The sequence below is a fragment of the Pseudarthrobacter ribosi genome, from assembly GCF_055412865.1.
The window spans coordinates 75,953-92,524 of sequence record NZ_JBVAYZ010000009.1 but is presented as its reverse complement, the minus strand read 5'-3'; the positions used below and the strand labels follow the sequence as shown (position 1 = coordinate 92,524).

General features: G+C 70.2%; 11 protein-coding genes and 1 pseudogene. 9 read left to right on the top strand and 3 right to left on the bottom strand.

Annotated features, from left to right (window positions below):
* Positions 1–112 precede the first annotated feature (112 nt).
* The 3 genes from ACZYZ5_RS11560 to ACZYZ5_RS11550 are packed head-to-tail and all read left to right on the top strand — an operon-like array spanning position 113 to position 5,704.
* A complete protein-coding gene (locus tag ACZYZ5_RS11560; protein WP_463901866.1) occupies positions 113–655 on the top strand; it encodes a WhiB family transcriptional regulator in 543 nt (180 codons plus the stop codon).
* A 29-nt stretch (positions 656–684) separates the two neighbouring features.
* Positions 685–4,035, top strand: coding sequence for a glycosyltransferase (locus ACZYZ5_RS11555; RefSeq protein ID WP_463901865.1), 3,351 nt, complete (start codon positions 685–687; stop codon positions 4,033–4,035).
* The gene (locus tag ACZYZ5_RS11550) at positions 4,028–5,704 is read left to right on the top strand and encodes a DUF5719 family protein (RefSeq protein ID WP_463901864.1); all 1,677 of its coding nucleotides are present in this window, start codon (positions 4,028–4,030) and stop codon (positions 5,702–5,704) included. The genes ACZYZ5_RS11555 and ACZYZ5_RS11550 overlap by 8 nt, the downstream gene beginning before the upstream one ends.
* Here ACZYZ5_RS11550 and ACZYZ5_RS11545 read toward each other — a convergent pair.
* Positions 5,701–6,237, bottom strand: a complete 537-nt coding sequence (locus ACZYZ5_RS11545; RefSeq protein ID WP_463901863.1) for a metallopeptidase family protein — start codon at positions 6,235–6,237, stop codon at positions 5,701–5,703. The two genes, ACZYZ5_RS11550 and ACZYZ5_RS11545, sit on opposite strands and share 4 nt — an antisense overlap.
* Before the next feature lie 106 nt (positions 6,238–6,343).
* On the opposite strand from ACZYZ5_RS11545, the gene ACZYZ5_RS11540 reads away from it, so the two are divergent.
* From ACZYZ5_RS11540 to ACZYZ5_RS11520, 5 genes and pseudogenes are all read left to right on the top strand, one after another.
* Positions 6,344–6,733, top strand: coding sequence for a DUF3499 domain-containing protein (locus ACZYZ5_RS11540; protein WP_463901862.1), 390 nt, complete (start codon positions 6,344–6,346; stop codon positions 6,731–6,733).
* Between the two features lie 82 nt (positions 6,734–6,815).
* Positions 6,816–7,088 carry a Trm112 family protein gene (locus ACZYZ5_RS11535; RefSeq protein ID WP_463901860.1) on the top strand — a complete coding sequence of 91 codons (273 nt, stop codon included), beginning with the start codon at positions 6,816–6,818 and terminating at the stop codon, positions 7,086–7,088.
* A 123-nt stretch (positions 7,089–7,211) separates the two neighbouring features.
* Complete coding sequence (gene ahcY / locus ACZYZ5_RS11530; RefSeq protein ID WP_463901859.1) at positions 7,212–8,699, top strand: adenosylhomocysteinase; 1,488 nt, start codon at positions 7,212–7,214, stop codon at positions 8,697–8,699.
* Positions 8,700–8,913: 214 nt separating this feature from the next.
* Positions 8,914–10,176 carry a L,D-transpeptidase gene (locus ACZYZ5_RS11525; protein ID WP_463901858.1) on the top strand — a complete coding sequence of 421 codons (1,263 nt, stop codon included), beginning with the start codon at positions 8,914–8,916 and terminating at the stop codon, positions 10,174–10,176.
* Positions 10,177–10,371: 195 nt separating this feature from the next.
* Positions 10,372–11,454: pseudogene (locus ACZYZ5_RS11520) on the top strand (TIGR01906 family membrane protein); the annotation flags it as partial.
* Positions 11,455–11,866: 412 nt separating this feature from the next.
* Here ACZYZ5_RS11520 and ACZYZ5_RS11515 read toward each other — a convergent pair.
* Positions 11,867–13,696 carry an AMP-dependent synthetase/ligase gene (locus ACZYZ5_RS11515; protein ID WP_463901857.1) on the bottom strand — a complete coding sequence of 610 codons (1,830 nt, stop codon included), beginning with the start codon at positions 13,694–13,696 and terminating at the stop codon, positions 11,867–11,869.
* Positions 13,697–13,754: 58 nt separating this feature from the next.
* On the bottom strand, positions 13,755–15,467 hold the full coding sequence (locus ACZYZ5_RS11510) for a dolichyl-phosphate-mannose--protein mannosyltransferase (protein ID WP_463901856.1): 1,713 nt from the start codon (positions 15,465–15,467) through the stop codon (positions 13,755–13,757).
* A 249-nt stretch (positions 15,468–15,716) separates the two neighbouring features.
* Here ACZYZ5_RS11510 and rsmI point away from each other — a divergent pair, with 249 nt between their 5' ends.
* A complete protein-coding gene (rsmI, locus tag ACZYZ5_RS11505; protein WP_463901910.1) occupies positions 15,717–16,565 on the top strand; it encodes a 16S rRNA (cytidine(1402)-2'-O)-methyltransferase in 849 nt (282 codons plus the stop codon).
* The last annotated feature ends 7 nt before the right edge of the window (positions 16,566–16,572 follow it).

The window sequence follows — 16,572 nt, the reverse complement described above, 5'->3', positions numbered from 1 at the left end:
GGAGATACTTACACGCGTGTAATTAGGTATCGAAGGCCGATGTGCGGAAGCCGGAACTCAACCGAGAGTCAACGGGTCAGGCAAAGGCCGCAAAATCAGAGAGGAAACGCCAATGGGGCTAGCAGAGCGTCTCCATGAAGAGGCCGTCGTTGCTGGGCAGGCCACGGCCAAATACCGTTCACGCGGAGTGCCGAGCGACTGGTATGTCGATCCGGCCGATCCGGACGCGGCAGACCGCTACAACGAAGACACCAGGGACAAGCTGCAGGACCAGGCGACCGCCTTCCTCGCGGCGCACGACGAACTTCTGTCCGGTCGGGACCAGGACAACGATCTTCACGATCCGCCGATGGAACTCCAGACCCTCCACGCTGGCACCACCACGCAGCCGGTGTGGATCGGACTCCCATCCCAGCAGGACTTCGACGATGAAGGCGAGCTGGGCTGGCAGACGGACGCGCTCTGCGCGCAGACCGACCCGGAGGCATTCTTCCCCGAGAAGGGCGGCTCAACCCGCGACGCCAAGAAGGTCTGCGGGGCGTGCAACGTCCGCTCGCAGTGCCTGGAATACGCCCTGTCCAACGATGAGCGTTTCGGCATCTGGGGCGGCCTCTCCGAGCGCGAGCGGCGCCGGCTTAGGAAGCGAGCGATCTAATTCTTCAAGAAGTACAAGTCACCGCCGTCGTGGTTTCCCACGACGGCGGTGACTTTCTCCCCAGGACCCTCGCGGCGCTGGCGGCTCAGAGCCGGCCCGCGGACACCTGCATCGGGGTCGATACCGGTTCCCGCGACGATTCGGCCGCCCTCCTCGAGGAGGCGTTCGGCGCAGCCAACGTCACTGTCTTCGAGCAGGCCCGCAGCGGCATGGGTGCAGCGGTGCAGGCGGGCCTCAGCGCCCTTGCCCCCCGGGCCGGCGCCGGCACGTCCGGCAAGGGGACAGCCGGCAGCCCCGCGGTCGAGTGGATCTGGCTGCTGCACGACGACGCAGCCCCCGCGCCAGAGGCCCTCGCCGAACTGCTCCGTGCCGTCGAACGCGCGCCCTCGGTCACGGTGGCGGGCTGCAAGCAGCTGGACTGGCACTCCGAACGCCGGCTGATCGACGTCGGGCTCTCCACCAGCCGCTGGGCCGAGCGGCTGACCCTTATCGAAGCCGACGAGCTGGACCAGGGACAATACGACGGACGCAGTGACACCTTCGCGGTCAACTCCGCCGGCATATTGGTCCGCCGCGACGTCTGGGAGGACCTTCGCGGCTTCGACCCGGCACTGCCGGGCAGCGGCGACGACGTCGACTTTTGCTGGCGGAACCGGCTGGCCGGACACCGTGTGGTGGTGGTCCCCAGCGCAAGGATGTTCCACGTCTCGCACCGCCCGCACGCCCTGGGCAACGCGGCGGCGGCCCGCAAGGCCCAGGTGCATCTGCGGCTCAAGCACGCCCCCGTCTGGAAAGTGCCGCTGCACGCCGCCGGGGCCCTGCTGGGCAGTATCTTCAAGCTGGTCCTGAGCATCGCGGTCAAAGATCCGGGACACGGCTTCTCGCAGCTCCTGGCCACCTTCGGCGCACTTTCGCGCCCCGGCGCCGTGGCCCGGGGCCGGCGCAACGCTGCCCGGACGCGCCGCATCCGGCGTTCCGTCATCAAAGGCCTGCAGACCCCGCGGCGTGAGGTCTGGGCGCACCGCCGCTCGCTCATGGAAGCCCTCGGGGCGGATGACTCCGGCGACAACCCGGGCGGAAACGACCCCCTGGCCGAACAGCCCACCGGCGACTCGGCGGACGACTTCGCCGCCCTGACCACGTCCGAGCGGGGCTGGGTGGGCAACGGCGCGCTGCTCGCCGTCCTGCTCACCGCCGCGGCATCCCTGATCGGCCTGCTGAGCCTGTTCCGGGCCGAAGCTGTCGCCGGCGGCGCGAGCATTCCGCTCCCGCTGCGGCTGGGCGAGATCTGGGACCACGCCTCCGGCTGGTGGATCACCCTCGGCGCAGGACTTCCCGGGCACGGGGACCCGTTCGGCTACGTGCTGTGGGCCCTGGGCGCGCTCGGCGGCGGGAACGCCAACACCGCATTCGCCGGGCTGCTCATCCTGGCCATGCCGCTCTCCGCCCTCGGCGCCTGGTTCGCCGCCGGCGCGCTGACGCAGCGCCGCCGGCTCCGGCTGGCCGCCGCTCTCCTCTGGGCCGCAGCGCCGGCCCTGCAGGTGGCGCTCAACCAGGGACGCGCCGGCGCCCTGGTCGCCCACGTAATGATGCCGGTGCTGGTGCTGGCTCTGCTGCGGGCCACCGGTACCGCCGCGGGACGCGGGCGCTTCGCGGTCCCGGCCCCGGGGGAACGGCGCTTCACCGATGCGCCCCCGGTGAAACCCGGCATCAACGGCACCCCCTCCTGGACCGCCGCTGCCGCGGCCGGACTGGCCCTGGCCGTCGTGACCGCGGCAGCCCCCTCGCTGCTGCTGCCCGGCGTCGTGCTCGTGGCCCTGTGCGGCACGCTCCTGGGCCGTCGCGGCCGCACCGTGTGGTGGGCGCTGCTGCCCACCCTGGCGTTGTTCGTGCCGTTCCTGGCCTCCACCATTGACCGGCCCCGCGCCCTGCTCGCAGACCCCGGCCTGCCGCTGGGCTTTGACGCGGCACCGCTGTGGCAGCAGGCCCTGGGCCAGCCGCTTCGCTTCGCGGCCGGCGGCGGCCTCACCGGCCTTCCGGTGTTCGGCACAGACTCCGCCGTGCCGTGGGCGCTCCTGCTCGCCCTGCTGATCGGACTGCCCGTCCTGCTCCTGGCCGTGGCCGCCCTGTTCCTGCCGGGCCGGCCACCGCGGACTGCCCGCGCCCTCTGGGCCGCGGCACTGCTGCTGCTGGCCGGCGGCTGGCTCAGCAGCCGGGTCGCCACCGGGGTCAGCGCCGACGTCCTGGTCACTCCCTTTGCCGGACCGGCCGTGTCGGCCGCGGCCTTTGCCCTCCTGGGGGCGTCCCTGATCGGCGCGGCCGGCCTGCTGGACTCCGCCGACCGGGCCGGGGCCGCAACCACGGGCCGCAAGATCCTGACCCGCGGCACCGCGGTCACGGCTATGATCCTGCTGCTGGCCGGCCCGGTGGCCGGCCTGACGGTGTGGGCCGCGCAAAACGTCCTGCCGCCGGCCATGCCGGCCGCCGGAGCGGCCGGCGCCGGGTCCCTGGGCGCCACGAGGCTGGTGCAGCCCGCCGAGCCCAGGACCCTCCCCGCAACGGCCATCGACCGCGGCGAAGGACCCGAACAGTCCCGCACCCTCATCATCACCACCGGCGAAGACGGAACGTTTGACGCCGCGCTCATGCGCGGCGCCGGCACCACCCTCGATTCGCTGTCCACGATTGCCGCCGCCCGTCCGATCATGGGGGAGCCCGGCCGGGAGAGTGTCCGTGACGACGACGCCGCCTTGGCTTCGCTGCGCAACGCCGTGGCCACCATCGTGGCTGGCCAGGGCGTCGATCCCCGCGCCGAGCTGGAGCAGCTCGGCGTCGGCTTCGTGGTCCTGCGGGCCGCCGATACCGCGGCCCAGCTGACCGCCAGCCGAATGGACGCCGTCCCCGGCCTCGTCGCGGTCGGCAAGACGGACGTCGGCTGGCTCTGGCGGATCAGCCCCCTGAACCAGCCCGCGATCGCGGCCGCCGATGTCGCACACCGCGTGCGGATCGTCGACGGCGCGGGCGCCACTGTCGGGCTGGTACCGTCCCAGACGGTGTCCGCCGATGCAGCGGTGCCGGCCGGGCCGGAGGGACGGCTCGTGGTGCTGGCCGAACGTGCCGATCCGGGCTGGAGCGCCTGGCTCGACGGCCGCCGACTCACCGCCACCACTTCCGGCTGGGCGCAGGCCTTCACCCTGCCCGCCGGGGGCGGGCAGTTCAGTCTCCGCTACGAAGCACCGTGGGCCATCTGGACGGGCGCTGCCCAGGCCGTCATCATTGGCCTGACCGTCCTGCTGGCCATCCCCATGCCTGCCCGTCGGCCGAACACCGGCCTCTCCAGGGACGAAGGCTCCCTGCGTAAGGAACATCAACATGCCTAGGGACGACATCCCCGACATCCCCGACATCGCCGACAAGCCCGACATCCCCGACATCCCCGACAAAGACGCCCCGGAGCCCACGGCGCGTCCGCGGGCCAGGCGGCTGGGTGGCGTCCTCGCCGCCGTCCTCCTCGTCGCAGCCGGCGGCGGACTTGCTTCCGCCACGGCGCTCACGCCGCAGGGTCCCGGCAGCAGCCGGCCCATCGCGACACCGCTGGCGGCGGTCCCCGCCGGTAGCAGCGTGGGCGTCTGCCCGGGCCCGGCCCGGCTGCTCGAAGGTGCCCCCGTGGGCACCGATCCGCAGTTCAGCCCGGAGTCCGCCACCGCCCGGAGCGACGTCAACGCCGTGGTGCTGGGCTCCAGTTCCGGTGTCCTGCCCGGCAGTAGGCTCGCCGCGCTGACCGGCAGCACCCTTGTGGAACTGGCCAAGGCCGCACCGGTGTCCGAAAGTCCGGCCGCGGCCCGGCCCGCGGCCGCCGCGCCGCTGGCCGGTGTCGTGGCCCAGCAGGGGGTCGACGACGTGACTGTCCTGAGCGCCGACGCCGAGGCCGACCGCCAGCCCTCCGCGGGAGCCGTCATGCGCTACACCGCCGAGGACGGCGACCTCCGTGGTTCGGCGGCCGCAGCCTGCCAGCAACCGGGCAACGACCTTTGGCTGGTGGGCGCCAATACTGCGCTTGGCCGGACCGCCGTGCTGAAGCTCAGCAACGCCTCCAGCAGCCCCGCCACGGTCAGCCTCGAACTCTTCGGCACCGAAGGCCTGATCCAGGCCCCGGGCAGCCGGGGACTCCTCGTCGCGCCGGGCACCACCCGCTCCGTTATCCTGGCCGGGCTCGCCCCGGGGCAGGATCGGCTCAGCGTCCGGGTGCGCAGCGCCGGCGGACCGGTGGCCGCGCACATCCAGCAAAGCGTGTTGCGGGGACTGACGCCCGGCGGCGTCGAATTCATCGCTCCGGCCGCAGCGCCGGCCCTCCGCCAGGTCATCACCGGTGTCGACATCCAGGATCCCGCCGGCCTGGCGGGGCTCACCGCCCAGTCCGGCTTCGCGGACGCCGGACCGGCCCTGCAGCTGACGGTGCCGGGCTCCGCCGACGCTGTCATCGCGATCAAGGTCTTCGGACGGGACGGCCAGAAGGCGCTGCCCGGCGGCGGAGTGGTCACGGCGAAGGCCGGATCCGTCACCGAGGTCCCCCTCGCCGGCGTGCCGGCCGGGCCCTACACTGTGTCCGTCAGCTCGGACGTTTCCTTCACCGCGGCGGCGCGCGCCACCAGGGGACTGGCGGCCGGGGATGCCTCCGACTTCGCGTGGTCACCGGCCTCGGCGAGGCTGGGAAGCCAACACGTTGTTCCGGTCCCCGGCCAGGGAGAGCGCTACCTGATTTTCGGCGCTCCCGAAGGCCGGGCCAGCATTTCCTATTCCCCGGTCACGGCGGACGGCACGGTCCACGCGGCCGCGGCTGCCGACATCGCCGGCGGCACCACCGCGTCCATCAAGGTTCCGGCCGACATCGGGGGTTCGCAGCTCGTGGGCTACCTCGTGTCCGCCGCGGGGGATCCCGCCTACGGCGCGGTCCTGCTGCAGCAGGACGGCAGGCAGGACATCTCAACGATCGCTGTTGCCCCCGGGGCGGCGGGCCAGGAGCAGGTCCCGGTCACGCTCGGCTACTAGTAGCGGCGGCGGTAGACAGGATCGAGCGACTCGGGCGGCACGCCCAGCATCTCGGCGGTGTACTCCACCACGACGTCATGGACCAGGTCCGGCAGTTCCTCGCGGCTGCCGCAGGCCTGCTCGACGACCCGGCGGTACAGGGTGATCACCGGTCCTTCCTCCGCCGTGGCGGGGGAGTAGGAGCCCATCGGGGCGATAGTGCGGTCCGCCACCAGCCGTTCGAGCCCCGGCGGAATCTTATCGACGGCGAACCGGACCCCGTCCAGCGGCTTGCCCCAAATGTCGTGGAGCCGCTCAGCCGAGTCCAGGACAAAGTCGTCGAAGCGGTCCGAGCGGGTGCGGTAGCCGGGCAGCGTGGGCAGCATCAGCTCGCCCCGGAGCCCGCGGCCGTGCCGGTTCCTGCGCCGCTGGCGGAAGCCCCTCGGCGCCGCGGCCGGGCCGGAACCGGCCGTGGCGGAGCCGGCGTCGTGACGTCCGGCGTCGGTTTCAGCCAAGCGGACCGTAAAACCCGGATCTTGGTGCGATGACTGCATATCTCGACTCTAAACCCGGCGGATGGTTTACGCGATACGGGCCGTCCGACCCGCCGTCAGCGTGCCGCCCGGCGTCCGGCGGCCTAGGGGAGTAGTCTGTGATGTCGTGGGTGTCATTCGTCTTTGTTCAAGGTCAGCCTGCCGCAACTCAGCGGTGGCGACTTTGACGTACGTCTATGCCGACTCCACCGCCGTTCTGGGGCCGCTGGCAACTTACGCCGAGCCGCACTGCTACGACTTGTGCGAACAGCACGCCGGGTCCCTGACCGTGCCGCGCGGCTGGGAAGTGCTGCGGCTGGCCATGCCGGCTACCCCCGCAGGTCCCGGACCCGATGACCTCCTGGCCCTGGCCAATGCCGTCCGGGAAGCGGCCTCACGGCCCGCCGCGCCGGAATCCGGCCAGGGCCAGCGCAGCGTCCACCCCGCCCTCGAAGCCCCGGCCGCAACCGAGGGCACCCGCCGGGGGCATCTGCGCGTCCTGCGCGAACCTTCGTAAGCGGCAACTGGCGGTAGGCTGGGAACTGCAAAATCCGAAAGCCACCGGCGCCTGCTGCGGCGTCTACCAGGGAGCGTTCACCATGCCAAAGATCAGTCCCGAACTCTTGTCTGTCCTCAGATGCCCCGTGACCGGGTCCCCGCTGGTGCAGGACGGCGAGGAACTCGTCACCACTGCGGCCGGCCCCGCCGGGGTGAAACTGCGTTACGCGATCGAGGACGGCATCCCCCTGCTGCTTCCGCCGGAATTGCTCCCTGCCGCCGCAGCGGCCCCGGCCTCCCAGCACGACGCCGGCCAGCCCGGCCGGCCGGATTCAGGCCAGCCCGACGCCGCGTCCCGGCCCACCAGCGGCTAGGCAGCCTGCCCATCGCTGCGCCGTTCGGCTCCGAAGTACTTTCCAGCCACTGATCAGCCCCTCTACGTTCGTCACAGGCAGCCAGGTCAACGACCTGCCCGCCGGCCACAGCAAAGGATTCATATGACTCTCGATTACAAGATTGCGGACATCTCCCTGGCCGAAGCAGGCCGGCACCAGATCCGTCTCGCCGAGCATGAAATGCCCGGTCTGATGTCCCTGCGCGAGGAGTTTGGCGCCAGCCAGCCGCTCAAGGGTGCCCGGATCGCCGGGTCACTGCATATGACGGTGCAGACCGCCGTCCTGATCGAGACGCTTACGGCACTCGGCGCCGAGGTCCGCTGGGCCTCCTGCAACATCTTCTCCACCCAGGACGAAGCCGCCGCCGCCGTTGTGGTCGGCAGCGGAACGGTCGACGCACCGCAGGGTGTCCCGGTGTTCGCCTGGAAGGGCGAGACGCTGGAGGAATACTGGTGGACCGCGGAGCAGATCCTGACCTGGCCCGGGGCGGACAGCGACCCGGACCTCGGCCCGAACATGATCCTCGACGACGGCGGCGACGCCACCATGCTGGTCCACAAGGGCGTCGACTTCGAGGCGCTCGGTGCTGTCCCGGCCACCGCCGACGACGAGTCCGAGGAGGGACGGGTTTTCCTTGACGTGCTGCGCGCCTCGCTGCAGGCGGACCCGCAGAAGTGGACCCGGATCGGCTCCCGCCTGCTGGGCGTCACCGAGGAAACCACCACCGGCGTGCACCGCCTCTACCAGCTCGCCGAGCAGGGCAAGCTGCTGTTCCCGGCCATCAACGTCAACGACTCCGTCACCAAGAGCAAGTTCGACAACAAGTACGGTATCCGCCACTCCCTGCCGGACGGCATCAACCGCGCCACCGACGTCCTGATGGGCGGCAAGGTCGCCGTCGTCTGCGGTTACGGCGACGTCGGCAAGGGCGCAGCGGAGGCCTTCCGCGGGCAGGGCTCACGCGTTATCGTCACCGAAATCGATCCCATTTGCGCCCTCCAGGCAGCCATGGACGGCTACCAGGTCGCGAAGCTGGAATCGGTCCTCAGCGAGGGCCACATCTTTATCACCACGACCGGCAACAAGGACGTCATCATGGCCGAGCACATGGCCGGGATGCGGGACAAGGCGATCGTGGGCAACATCGGCCACTTCGACAATGAGATCGACATGGCCGGGCTGGCCCGGATCCCCGGCATCACGAAGGTTGAAATCAAGCCCCAGGTGCACGAGTGGGTCTTCGCGGAAGATCCCGCCACGGAACAGGGCAGCCGCTCCATCATCGTGCTGTCCGAGGGCCGCCTGCTAAACCTGGGCAACGCCACCGGCCACCCGTCCTTCGTGATGAGCAACTCCTTCGCCAACCAGACCATCGCGCAGATCGAGCTCTTCACCAAGCGTGACCAGCCGGAGGGGGAGCGGGAGTACGACAAGCAGGTTTACGTGCTGCCGAAGATCCTGGACGAAAAGGTTGCCCGTCTGCACCTTGACGCCCTCGGCGTCGAACTGACCGAGCTGTCGAAGGAGCAGGCCGAGTACCTGGACCTGGCGGTGTCCGGCCCGTACAAGCCGGACCACTACCGCTACTAGGAACTGCCGGGGACAGCGGCCCGGGCCGCCAAAAAGTTCCCGCCGTCCCCGCCGCGGAGGGCCCCGGACCAGGCGTCCGGGGCCCTTTTGTGACCTGATCGTGGCGCCGCCGTGACCGGCGGGGCGGGACGCTTCGCTTATGCTGGCATAAGGAGATCGTGAGCTCCGATGTGGGCTTTAGGGCAAACGCAGTGGGGGAACACAGGAAGTGGCCATGACTGAACAGAGCGGGCGTCGACGCCGTCAGCCGGGACGCCGTCCCCGCAACACCGGGAAAATGCTGGCCGTCCTTGCCATCTGCGCAATTGTCGGAGCGGGCGGCATCGGCGTCGCCACGTCACCGGGCTGGGCCAATGCCGACATGCCCTCCGAGGCCTCGGCGCCGATGCGGAACGTGTCCGGCCTCGCCGCCCCCGTCGTGAAGCTCGTTGAGCTCGGAGTGACCCCGACTGACGGCGCCAAGGGCGTCAACCCCGCTGCCGCCCCCTCAGTCAAGGCAGTCAACGGCGTCGTGAAAGACGTCGTGCTGGTCCCGGCCGCCGGCGGCGACCCCGTGCCCGGAATCACCAGCCCGGACGGCTCCACCTGGACCGCCGGGGATCCGCTGGAATTCGACACTAAGTACAAGTACGGCTTCACCATCGTCGACCAGGCCGGACGTGAGACACAGAAGGCCCAGACCTTCACCACCGTGGCCACAGCCAACGAGGCGGACGCCGCCGTCTATCCGCTCAACGGCACCACGGTCGGGTCCGGACAGCCCATCGAAATCGTCTTTAGCGAGCCCGTCCTGGACAAGGAGGCCATGGAGAAGGCCGTCACCGTCACAGCCTCCTCCGGCCAGGCCGTGGCGTGGCGTTGGTATTCGGACCGCCGGGTCCGGATCCGCCCCGAAGCGTTCTGGGCTTCCAACAGCGAGATCACCGTGGACCTGAAACTCTTCGGTGTTGACTTCGGCAATAAGATGATCGGCAATTCCGACACCAAGGTCTCCTTCAAGGTCGGACCGCAGCGCCTGGCCGTCGTTGATGACAACACCAAGACCATGAACGTCTACTTCGACGGCCAACTCGTCAAGACCGCCCCGGTCACGCTGGGCGGTACTGACTGGCTCTCCCCAACCGGCTACGCCGTCATCATGGAGCAGGAACGCCACTCCGACTTCAATGCCGGCAGCATCGGGCTCAAGCCCGGCGACAAGGGCTATTACCCGCCCCTGACCGTGGAGTACGCCAACCGCCTCACCAACTCCGGCGTGTTCGTCCACCAGGCCCTCGAATCGGCATGGCGTGCGGTGGGCAGGTCCAATGTCTCGCACGGCTGCGTCGGGCTGCTCCCGGCGGACGCGGCCTGGTTCTTCAACAACATGAAGACCGGCGACGTCGTCCAGACCCTCAACACCGGGGCCCCGGCCGTGGAACCGCTCGAAGGCTACGGTGACTGGAACATCCCCTGGTCGCAGTACGCCAAGCGCTGACCGCGGCACCGGGGGCATGGCATGTCTGTCCTGAATCCCGGTGCTGAATCCCGTGCTGAATCCCGTGCTGAATCCCCGTCCCTCGGGGTGTGGCATCTCGCCTACGCAGAGCCTCTGGCGGTAGGCTCGGAGGCAGATATGTAGCGTTGCCGGGTCCCGGCCGGCGGCGCGGACACCGACGGAAGCGAAGCTGCAGTGACTGACTCAAGTCCCACCCCTCCGAACCGGCAGGATCCGCAGCTGGATCCGGCCGGTGACGCTGACGAGCCCGCGTTCGACTGGATGAAGCCGAAGTCCGCGGAGCAGCGTTCCGCCGCCTCCGACACCCCAGCCTCCGACAGCCCAGCCCCGGACAGCCCAGCCGCACCGGCTGCCGGCAGCCCTCCCGAGCCCCTGTCGCGCGCCGACCGCAAGGCGGCCGAAGCCGCCGTCGAACCGGCGCCCACGCACAACGCCCCCCACTTCACCGAGCCGCTTCCGACCTCCGCCTTGCAGGTCCGGCCCCCGGAGGAGGAAGTGCAGCGCCGCTACGCAGAACGTGAACACGCCCTGAACGCCAAACCGGTGGCCCCGCGCGTGATGCAGGTCCTGCTCGCCGTGTGCTTCCCGGTGATCCTGCTGGTGCTGGCCGTCCGGGCCGTCGCCAGCCCGCTGTTCCTCTGGGTGGAGTACAACCGCCCCGGCTTCCCGGGCGACGGCTACGGGTTCAGCACCGACGACCGCATGACCTACGGCTCTTACGCGGTGGACTACCTCAGCAACTGGGCGGGCCCGCGCTATCTGGGCGAACTGGTCGACCGCAGCGGCGACAGATTGTTCGAGGCGGGCGAGGTCAGCCATATGGCCGACGTCAAACTCGTTATCCTGTCCGCCTTCGGAGCCGGAGTCCTGCTCATCCTGCTGAGCCTGATCGCCGTGGTCTACCTGCGGCGCCGCAGCCCCGGGGGAGTGCGGCGCGGTCTGTTCGCCGGGTCGATCATCACCCTCGTCATCATCATCAGCCTCGGCGTGCTGGCGGTGCTGGGCTGGGAGCAGTTCTTCACCCAGTTCCACAGCGTCTTCTTCGCCAGCGGCACCTGGACATTCTCCCTGCAGGACACCCTGATCCGGCTCTTCCCGACCCAGTTCTGGGTCGATGGCGGGATTGTGATCGCCGGCCTGGTGCTGCTCGCCTCGCTCGTCACCCTGATCCTCACCTGGCCGACGCGCAAGCGCCGCGGACTGCCGAAGCGCGGCGCAGCGGTCCAGGACCCGGCCGGGGACACGACCACCGAAGCTGACCCCGCCGAAGCCGCTCCCCGCGAGGCGGCCCCCGCCCAGGCTGCCCCCACCGAGGCGGGCCCCGCCCAGGCTGCCCCCACCGAGGCTGCCACCACCGAGACTGCGCCCGCAAAGCGGTCGCTCTTCCGGCGGGACAGGTCCGGCAGGGCCGGCGGGGCAACCGCCGCAGCGTCATCCGCCACGGCTGACGCAGCCGCAGCGGATCCAGCCGCCGGACGCTCCGCCACCGGGCCGGCGGGCGCCGGCACAGGAGGAACCGGCACCGGGGATACCGGGACCAACGACACCCCCGCGCGGGGTCACTCCAGCGCCGTCTAAGGTCGCTGAACCCTGCGGAGGACAGACACACAAAAGCGGCCGGCACCACGGTGCCGGCCGCTTTTGCGTGTCCCTTTTTGATGTGGCGGCGTCAGCCGTAGATCCGGTCGATCTGCGCCTCGAAGTCACGCACGACGGCGGCGCGCTTGAGCTTGAGCGAGGGCGTCAGGTGCCCCGATTCCACCGTTAAGTCGGCGTCCAGCACCACGAAGCTGCGGATGGACTCGGCCGTGGAGACCAGGGCGTTCGCTTCGTCCACCGCGTGCTGCAGGGCTAGGCGTACCTGGTCGTTATCGCGGGCCTCGGCCGGGCTCATGGCGGGAACCTTGTGAGCGGCGCACCAGTTTTCCAGGCCCTCCGGGTCCAAGTTGATCAGGGCTGACACGAACGGCCTGCCGTCCCCGATCACCACGGCCTGCAGGACCAGTTCGTGCTCGCGGATCTTCTCCTCCAGCGGTCCGGGGGCGATGTTCTTGCCGCCGGCGGTGACCAGCAGGTCCTTTTTCCGGCCGGTGATCGTCAGGAAGCCCTCGGCGTCGAGGGACCCGAGGTCGCCGGTGCGGAAAAACCCGTCTACGAAGGCCTCCGCGTTGGCAGCCGCGTTGTTGTGGTACCCCTTGAAGACGCCGATGCCCTTGACCAGGATCTCGCCGTCCTCGGCGACGCGGATGGTGGTGCCGGGCACCGGGATGCCGACCGTCCCCACCCTGGTCCGCGTCGGGGTGTTGGCCGTGCACGGGGCCGTGGTTTCGGTGAGGCCGTAGCCTTCGAGGACGGGGATGCCCGCGCCACGGAAAAAGTGCGCGTCGCGGGAGCTCAGCGGGCTGGCTCCCGAGACCGTGTAGCCCAGCTGGCCGCCGAAGGCCTGCCGCAGCTTGGGGTACAGCAGCCGGTCGAAGAGGGCGTGCTGGGCACGGGCCGCCCATCCGGGGCCGGGGCCGGTGCCCCGGGCAGCGGCATCGAGGGCCTTGGAGTAGTCGATGGCGACGGCGGCGGCCGACTCGAAGAGGCGTTCCTTCCCGGCGAGGGCCGCCTTGTGGGCGGCGCCGGCATAGACCTTCTCGAAGATCCGGGGCACCACCAGCAGGAAGGTGGGTTTGAAGCTGGCCAGGTCCTCCAGCAGCTCCTTGGCGCTGGCGGTGTGGCCCAGGGTGGTTCCGGCGCTGAGGCAGACCACCTGGACCGCGCGGGCGAGGACATGGGCCAGCGGGAGGAACATCAGCGTCCTGGTCCGGGGCTGCCGCAGGATCTCTGGCAGGAACAGCACGATGTTCCTGGCGACCAGGGCGAAGTTCCCGTGTGTGATTTCACAGCCCTTGGGCCGGCCGGTGGTTCCGGAGGTGTAGACGAGGGAGGCAACGTCCGTGAGCCCGGCCGCGCTCCGGTGCCGTTCCAGTTCGGCGTCGCCGACTCCGGTGCCCGCCGCCGCCAGGCTGGCGAGGTTGGGGGCGGCGCCGTCGTAGTCCATCCGCACCACCGGGAGCACGGTGCCGCCGAGCAGGCCGGAGCTGTCCAGGACCTGGCGGACCAGCCCCGTCTTTGCCTCGTTTTCCGCGAAGATGCGCCGGGCTCCGGAGTCATGCAGGATCCATTCGATCTGGCTGGCGGAGGACGTCTCATAGACCGGAACAGGGACGCCGCCGGCGAACCAGATGGCAAAGTCCACCACGGTCCACTCGTAGCGGGTGCCGGACATGACCGCCACGGTTTCCCCGGGCGTGATGCCGCCGGCGATCAGGCCCTTGGCGAGCGCCCGGACCTGGTCCAGGAACTGCTGAGCGGAGACGTCGGCCCAGCCGGCCGGGCCTTTGCGGGAGTACAGCGCATGCACGGGATCCTTGCCGTGCTGCTCCAGCAGAAGGTCCGTCACGTTGCTGCCCGGATCGAGCTCGACGAGCAGTCCGGTGCTTGCTTCTCTCACAGCCGTTTCTCCGTTCCGGGTCCGCCTGATGCCGGTGGACGTCCCCTGCAATCCTGCCCTAGATCCAGGACGGCATCCACATCCGGAACCGCCAATCCTGGTAGGTAATGGTCTCGGCGGTCCACACGGGATAGAAGAAGGCCGAGACGACGACGGCTGTGACCACAAAGAGCGTCACGAGGTAAAGCCCGGAACGCCGCCGCCACGGCGGATCCGTGCGCTGGCCCAGGACCAGGCCCAGGCAGTACACGAGGGCCAGCACCAGGAAGGGTTCGAAGGAGACGGCATAGAAGAAGAACATGGTGCGTTCGGGGTACAGGAACCAGGGGAGGTACCCGGCCGCCACGGCCGCGAGAATGGCCCCGGCACGCCAGTCGCGCCGCCCGGCCCACCAGAAGAGCAGCACGCCCAGGCTTATGGCGGCGCCCCACCAGATCACCGGGTTGCCCACGGAGAGGATCGCCGTGGTGCAGCTGGCGGTGTCGCACCCCGGGCTGCCCGGTTTGGGGGATTCATAGAAGAAGGATGTGGGCCGGCCGAGCACCAGCCAGCTCCAGGCGCTGGCCTCGTACGGGTGCTCCGCGCTCAGCCCCTGGTGGAACTTGTAGGCCTCCAGATGGTAGTGCGCCAGGGACCGGACGGCGTCGGGCAGCCAGCCCCACTCGGCCGAGGGGACCGTCCCGGCCCAGTTCCGGAAGTACGCGTCCCTGGACCGGAACCAGCCGGTCCAGGAGGCGGCGTATACCAGGGCGGCCACCGGGACGATACTGAGGAACGCGGGAATCCCGTCCTTGAGGATCCCGCCGCTGATCCAGCCGTGGATTCCGGCGATCCGGCGCGCACTCAGGTCCCAGAAGACCGTCAGCAGCCCGAAGCCGGCCAGGAAGAACAGGGCGGACCACTTCGTGCCGACCGCCAGTCCCAGGCACACCCCGGCCGCGAGCCGCCACCAGCGGATTCCCAGCCAGGGCCCGGACGCCAGCTGGAGCAGGCCGGGACGCCCGTCCGGGGAGGCGGCGGCCTGCCGGCCGAGCCGCCGGGCAAGCCGGCGGCGGCCGTCGTCGCGGTCCATCAGCAGGGCCCCGAACGCGGCGAGGATCCAGAACATCAGGAAGATATCGAGCAGGGAGGTCCGGGACATCACCAGATGGTGCCCGTCCACCGCCAGCAGCACACCGGCCACGACCCCGAGGGTCAGCGAGCGGAAGAGTTTCTGGGCGATGAGCGCCAGCAGGAAAATGGACAGCGTGCCCGTCAGGGCCGCCCCGAACCGCCAGCCGAAGGCATTGTCCGGGCCGAAGAGCCACATGCCGCCGGCAATCATCCACTTCCCGACCGGCGGGTGGACGACGTACTCGGGGCCGTCCAGCAGCACCCCGGGATTGCCGGCGATGAACGCGTCATTGGCCTTGTCCGGCCACGCCCGCTCGTAGCCGCTGACCAGGAACGAGTAGCCGTCCTTGACGTAGTAGGTCTCGTCAAAGACCAGATTCCGGGGCGTATCCAGCCGGACGAAGCGCAGGACGCCGCCCAGGGCGGCGGTGATGGCCGGAATGAGCCAGAACCACAGCCGGAGCGAGGGCGGATAGTCCCGCCAGCTCCGGATGCTGCCGATCAGGCGGTCCGTGAGCGCGTCAGGGGTGAACGCCTCCGCCGGGCGGCTGACCCACCGGTGCCCCTCCAGGTTGCGTCCGCGGCGAGGGGCTGGGGGCGCCGATCCGGTGGAACCGGCTTCGGCGGGCCGCGTGGGGGTCTGCGTCACGCTGCCCATGCTACCTTTTACGGCTGTGGTTCCCCGGCCTTACGCGTCGGTCCCGTCGCCCGGAAGGGCCGGGAACGTCCCGTTGGGGGCCGGCCCGGTCAGTCGGCCCGCGACACCTGCCAGCAGTAGGCTGGTCATGTGGACCCTAAACTCAGCACCTCCCCGAATCTTCCCGGCGACGAGACGGGCCTGGCGGACGACGCCGAGGATGGCTCCCGTCCCGGACCCGGCGGTTCCCCCGGAACTGAGCCGGAACCGGTGCCCCAAAGCGGCGGACCCGGCCGGATCGTGCTGGCGGCAACCCCGATCGGCAACGCCGGAGACGCCACCTACCGGCTCGTCGAGCTGCTGACGACGGCGGACATCGTCGCCGCCGAGGACACCCGGCGGCTGCACCGGCTGGTCCAGAACCTGGGCATCACCGTCGCCGGCCGGATCATCAGCTACCACGAGCACAACGAGGCCGCCAAGACCGGCGAACTCCTGGACCAGGTCCGGTCCGGGAAGACCCTCGTGATGGTGACCGACGCCGGCATGCCGTCCGTCTCGGACCCCGGCTTCCGCCTGGTCGAAGGGGCCGTGGCCGCCGGACTGACCGTCACCGCCGCCCCCGGACCGTCCGCGGTACTGACCGCACTCGCGCTCTCCGGCCTGCCCACCGACCGTTTCTGCTTCGAGGGGTTCCTGCCCCGCAAAGCCGGGGAACGCGTCTCCCGCCTCGCGGACCTCGACGCCGAGCGGCGCACGATGGTCTTCTTCGAGGCCCCGCACCGGCTGGAACCGATGCTCCGCGCGCTGCGAGAGCGGTTCGGCGCGGACCGCCGCGCCGCCGTCTGCCGGGAACTGACGAAGACGTATGAGGAAGTCATCCGGGGCACCCTGCGCGAACTGCTGGAATGGGCCGAGACCAACGAGGTGCGCGGCGAGATCGCCGTCGTCGTGGGCGGCGCCCCGGAGCGGGAACGGGGCACCCCGGAAGACCATGTGGCCGACGTCAACGCGCTCATTGCGCAGGGAATCCGGCTCAAGGAAGCCGTCGCGGCCGTGGCCGAGGACGCCAGGGTCAGCAAGCGCGAACTGTATTCCGCGGTGCTCGCAGCCCGTTAGGCCGCGC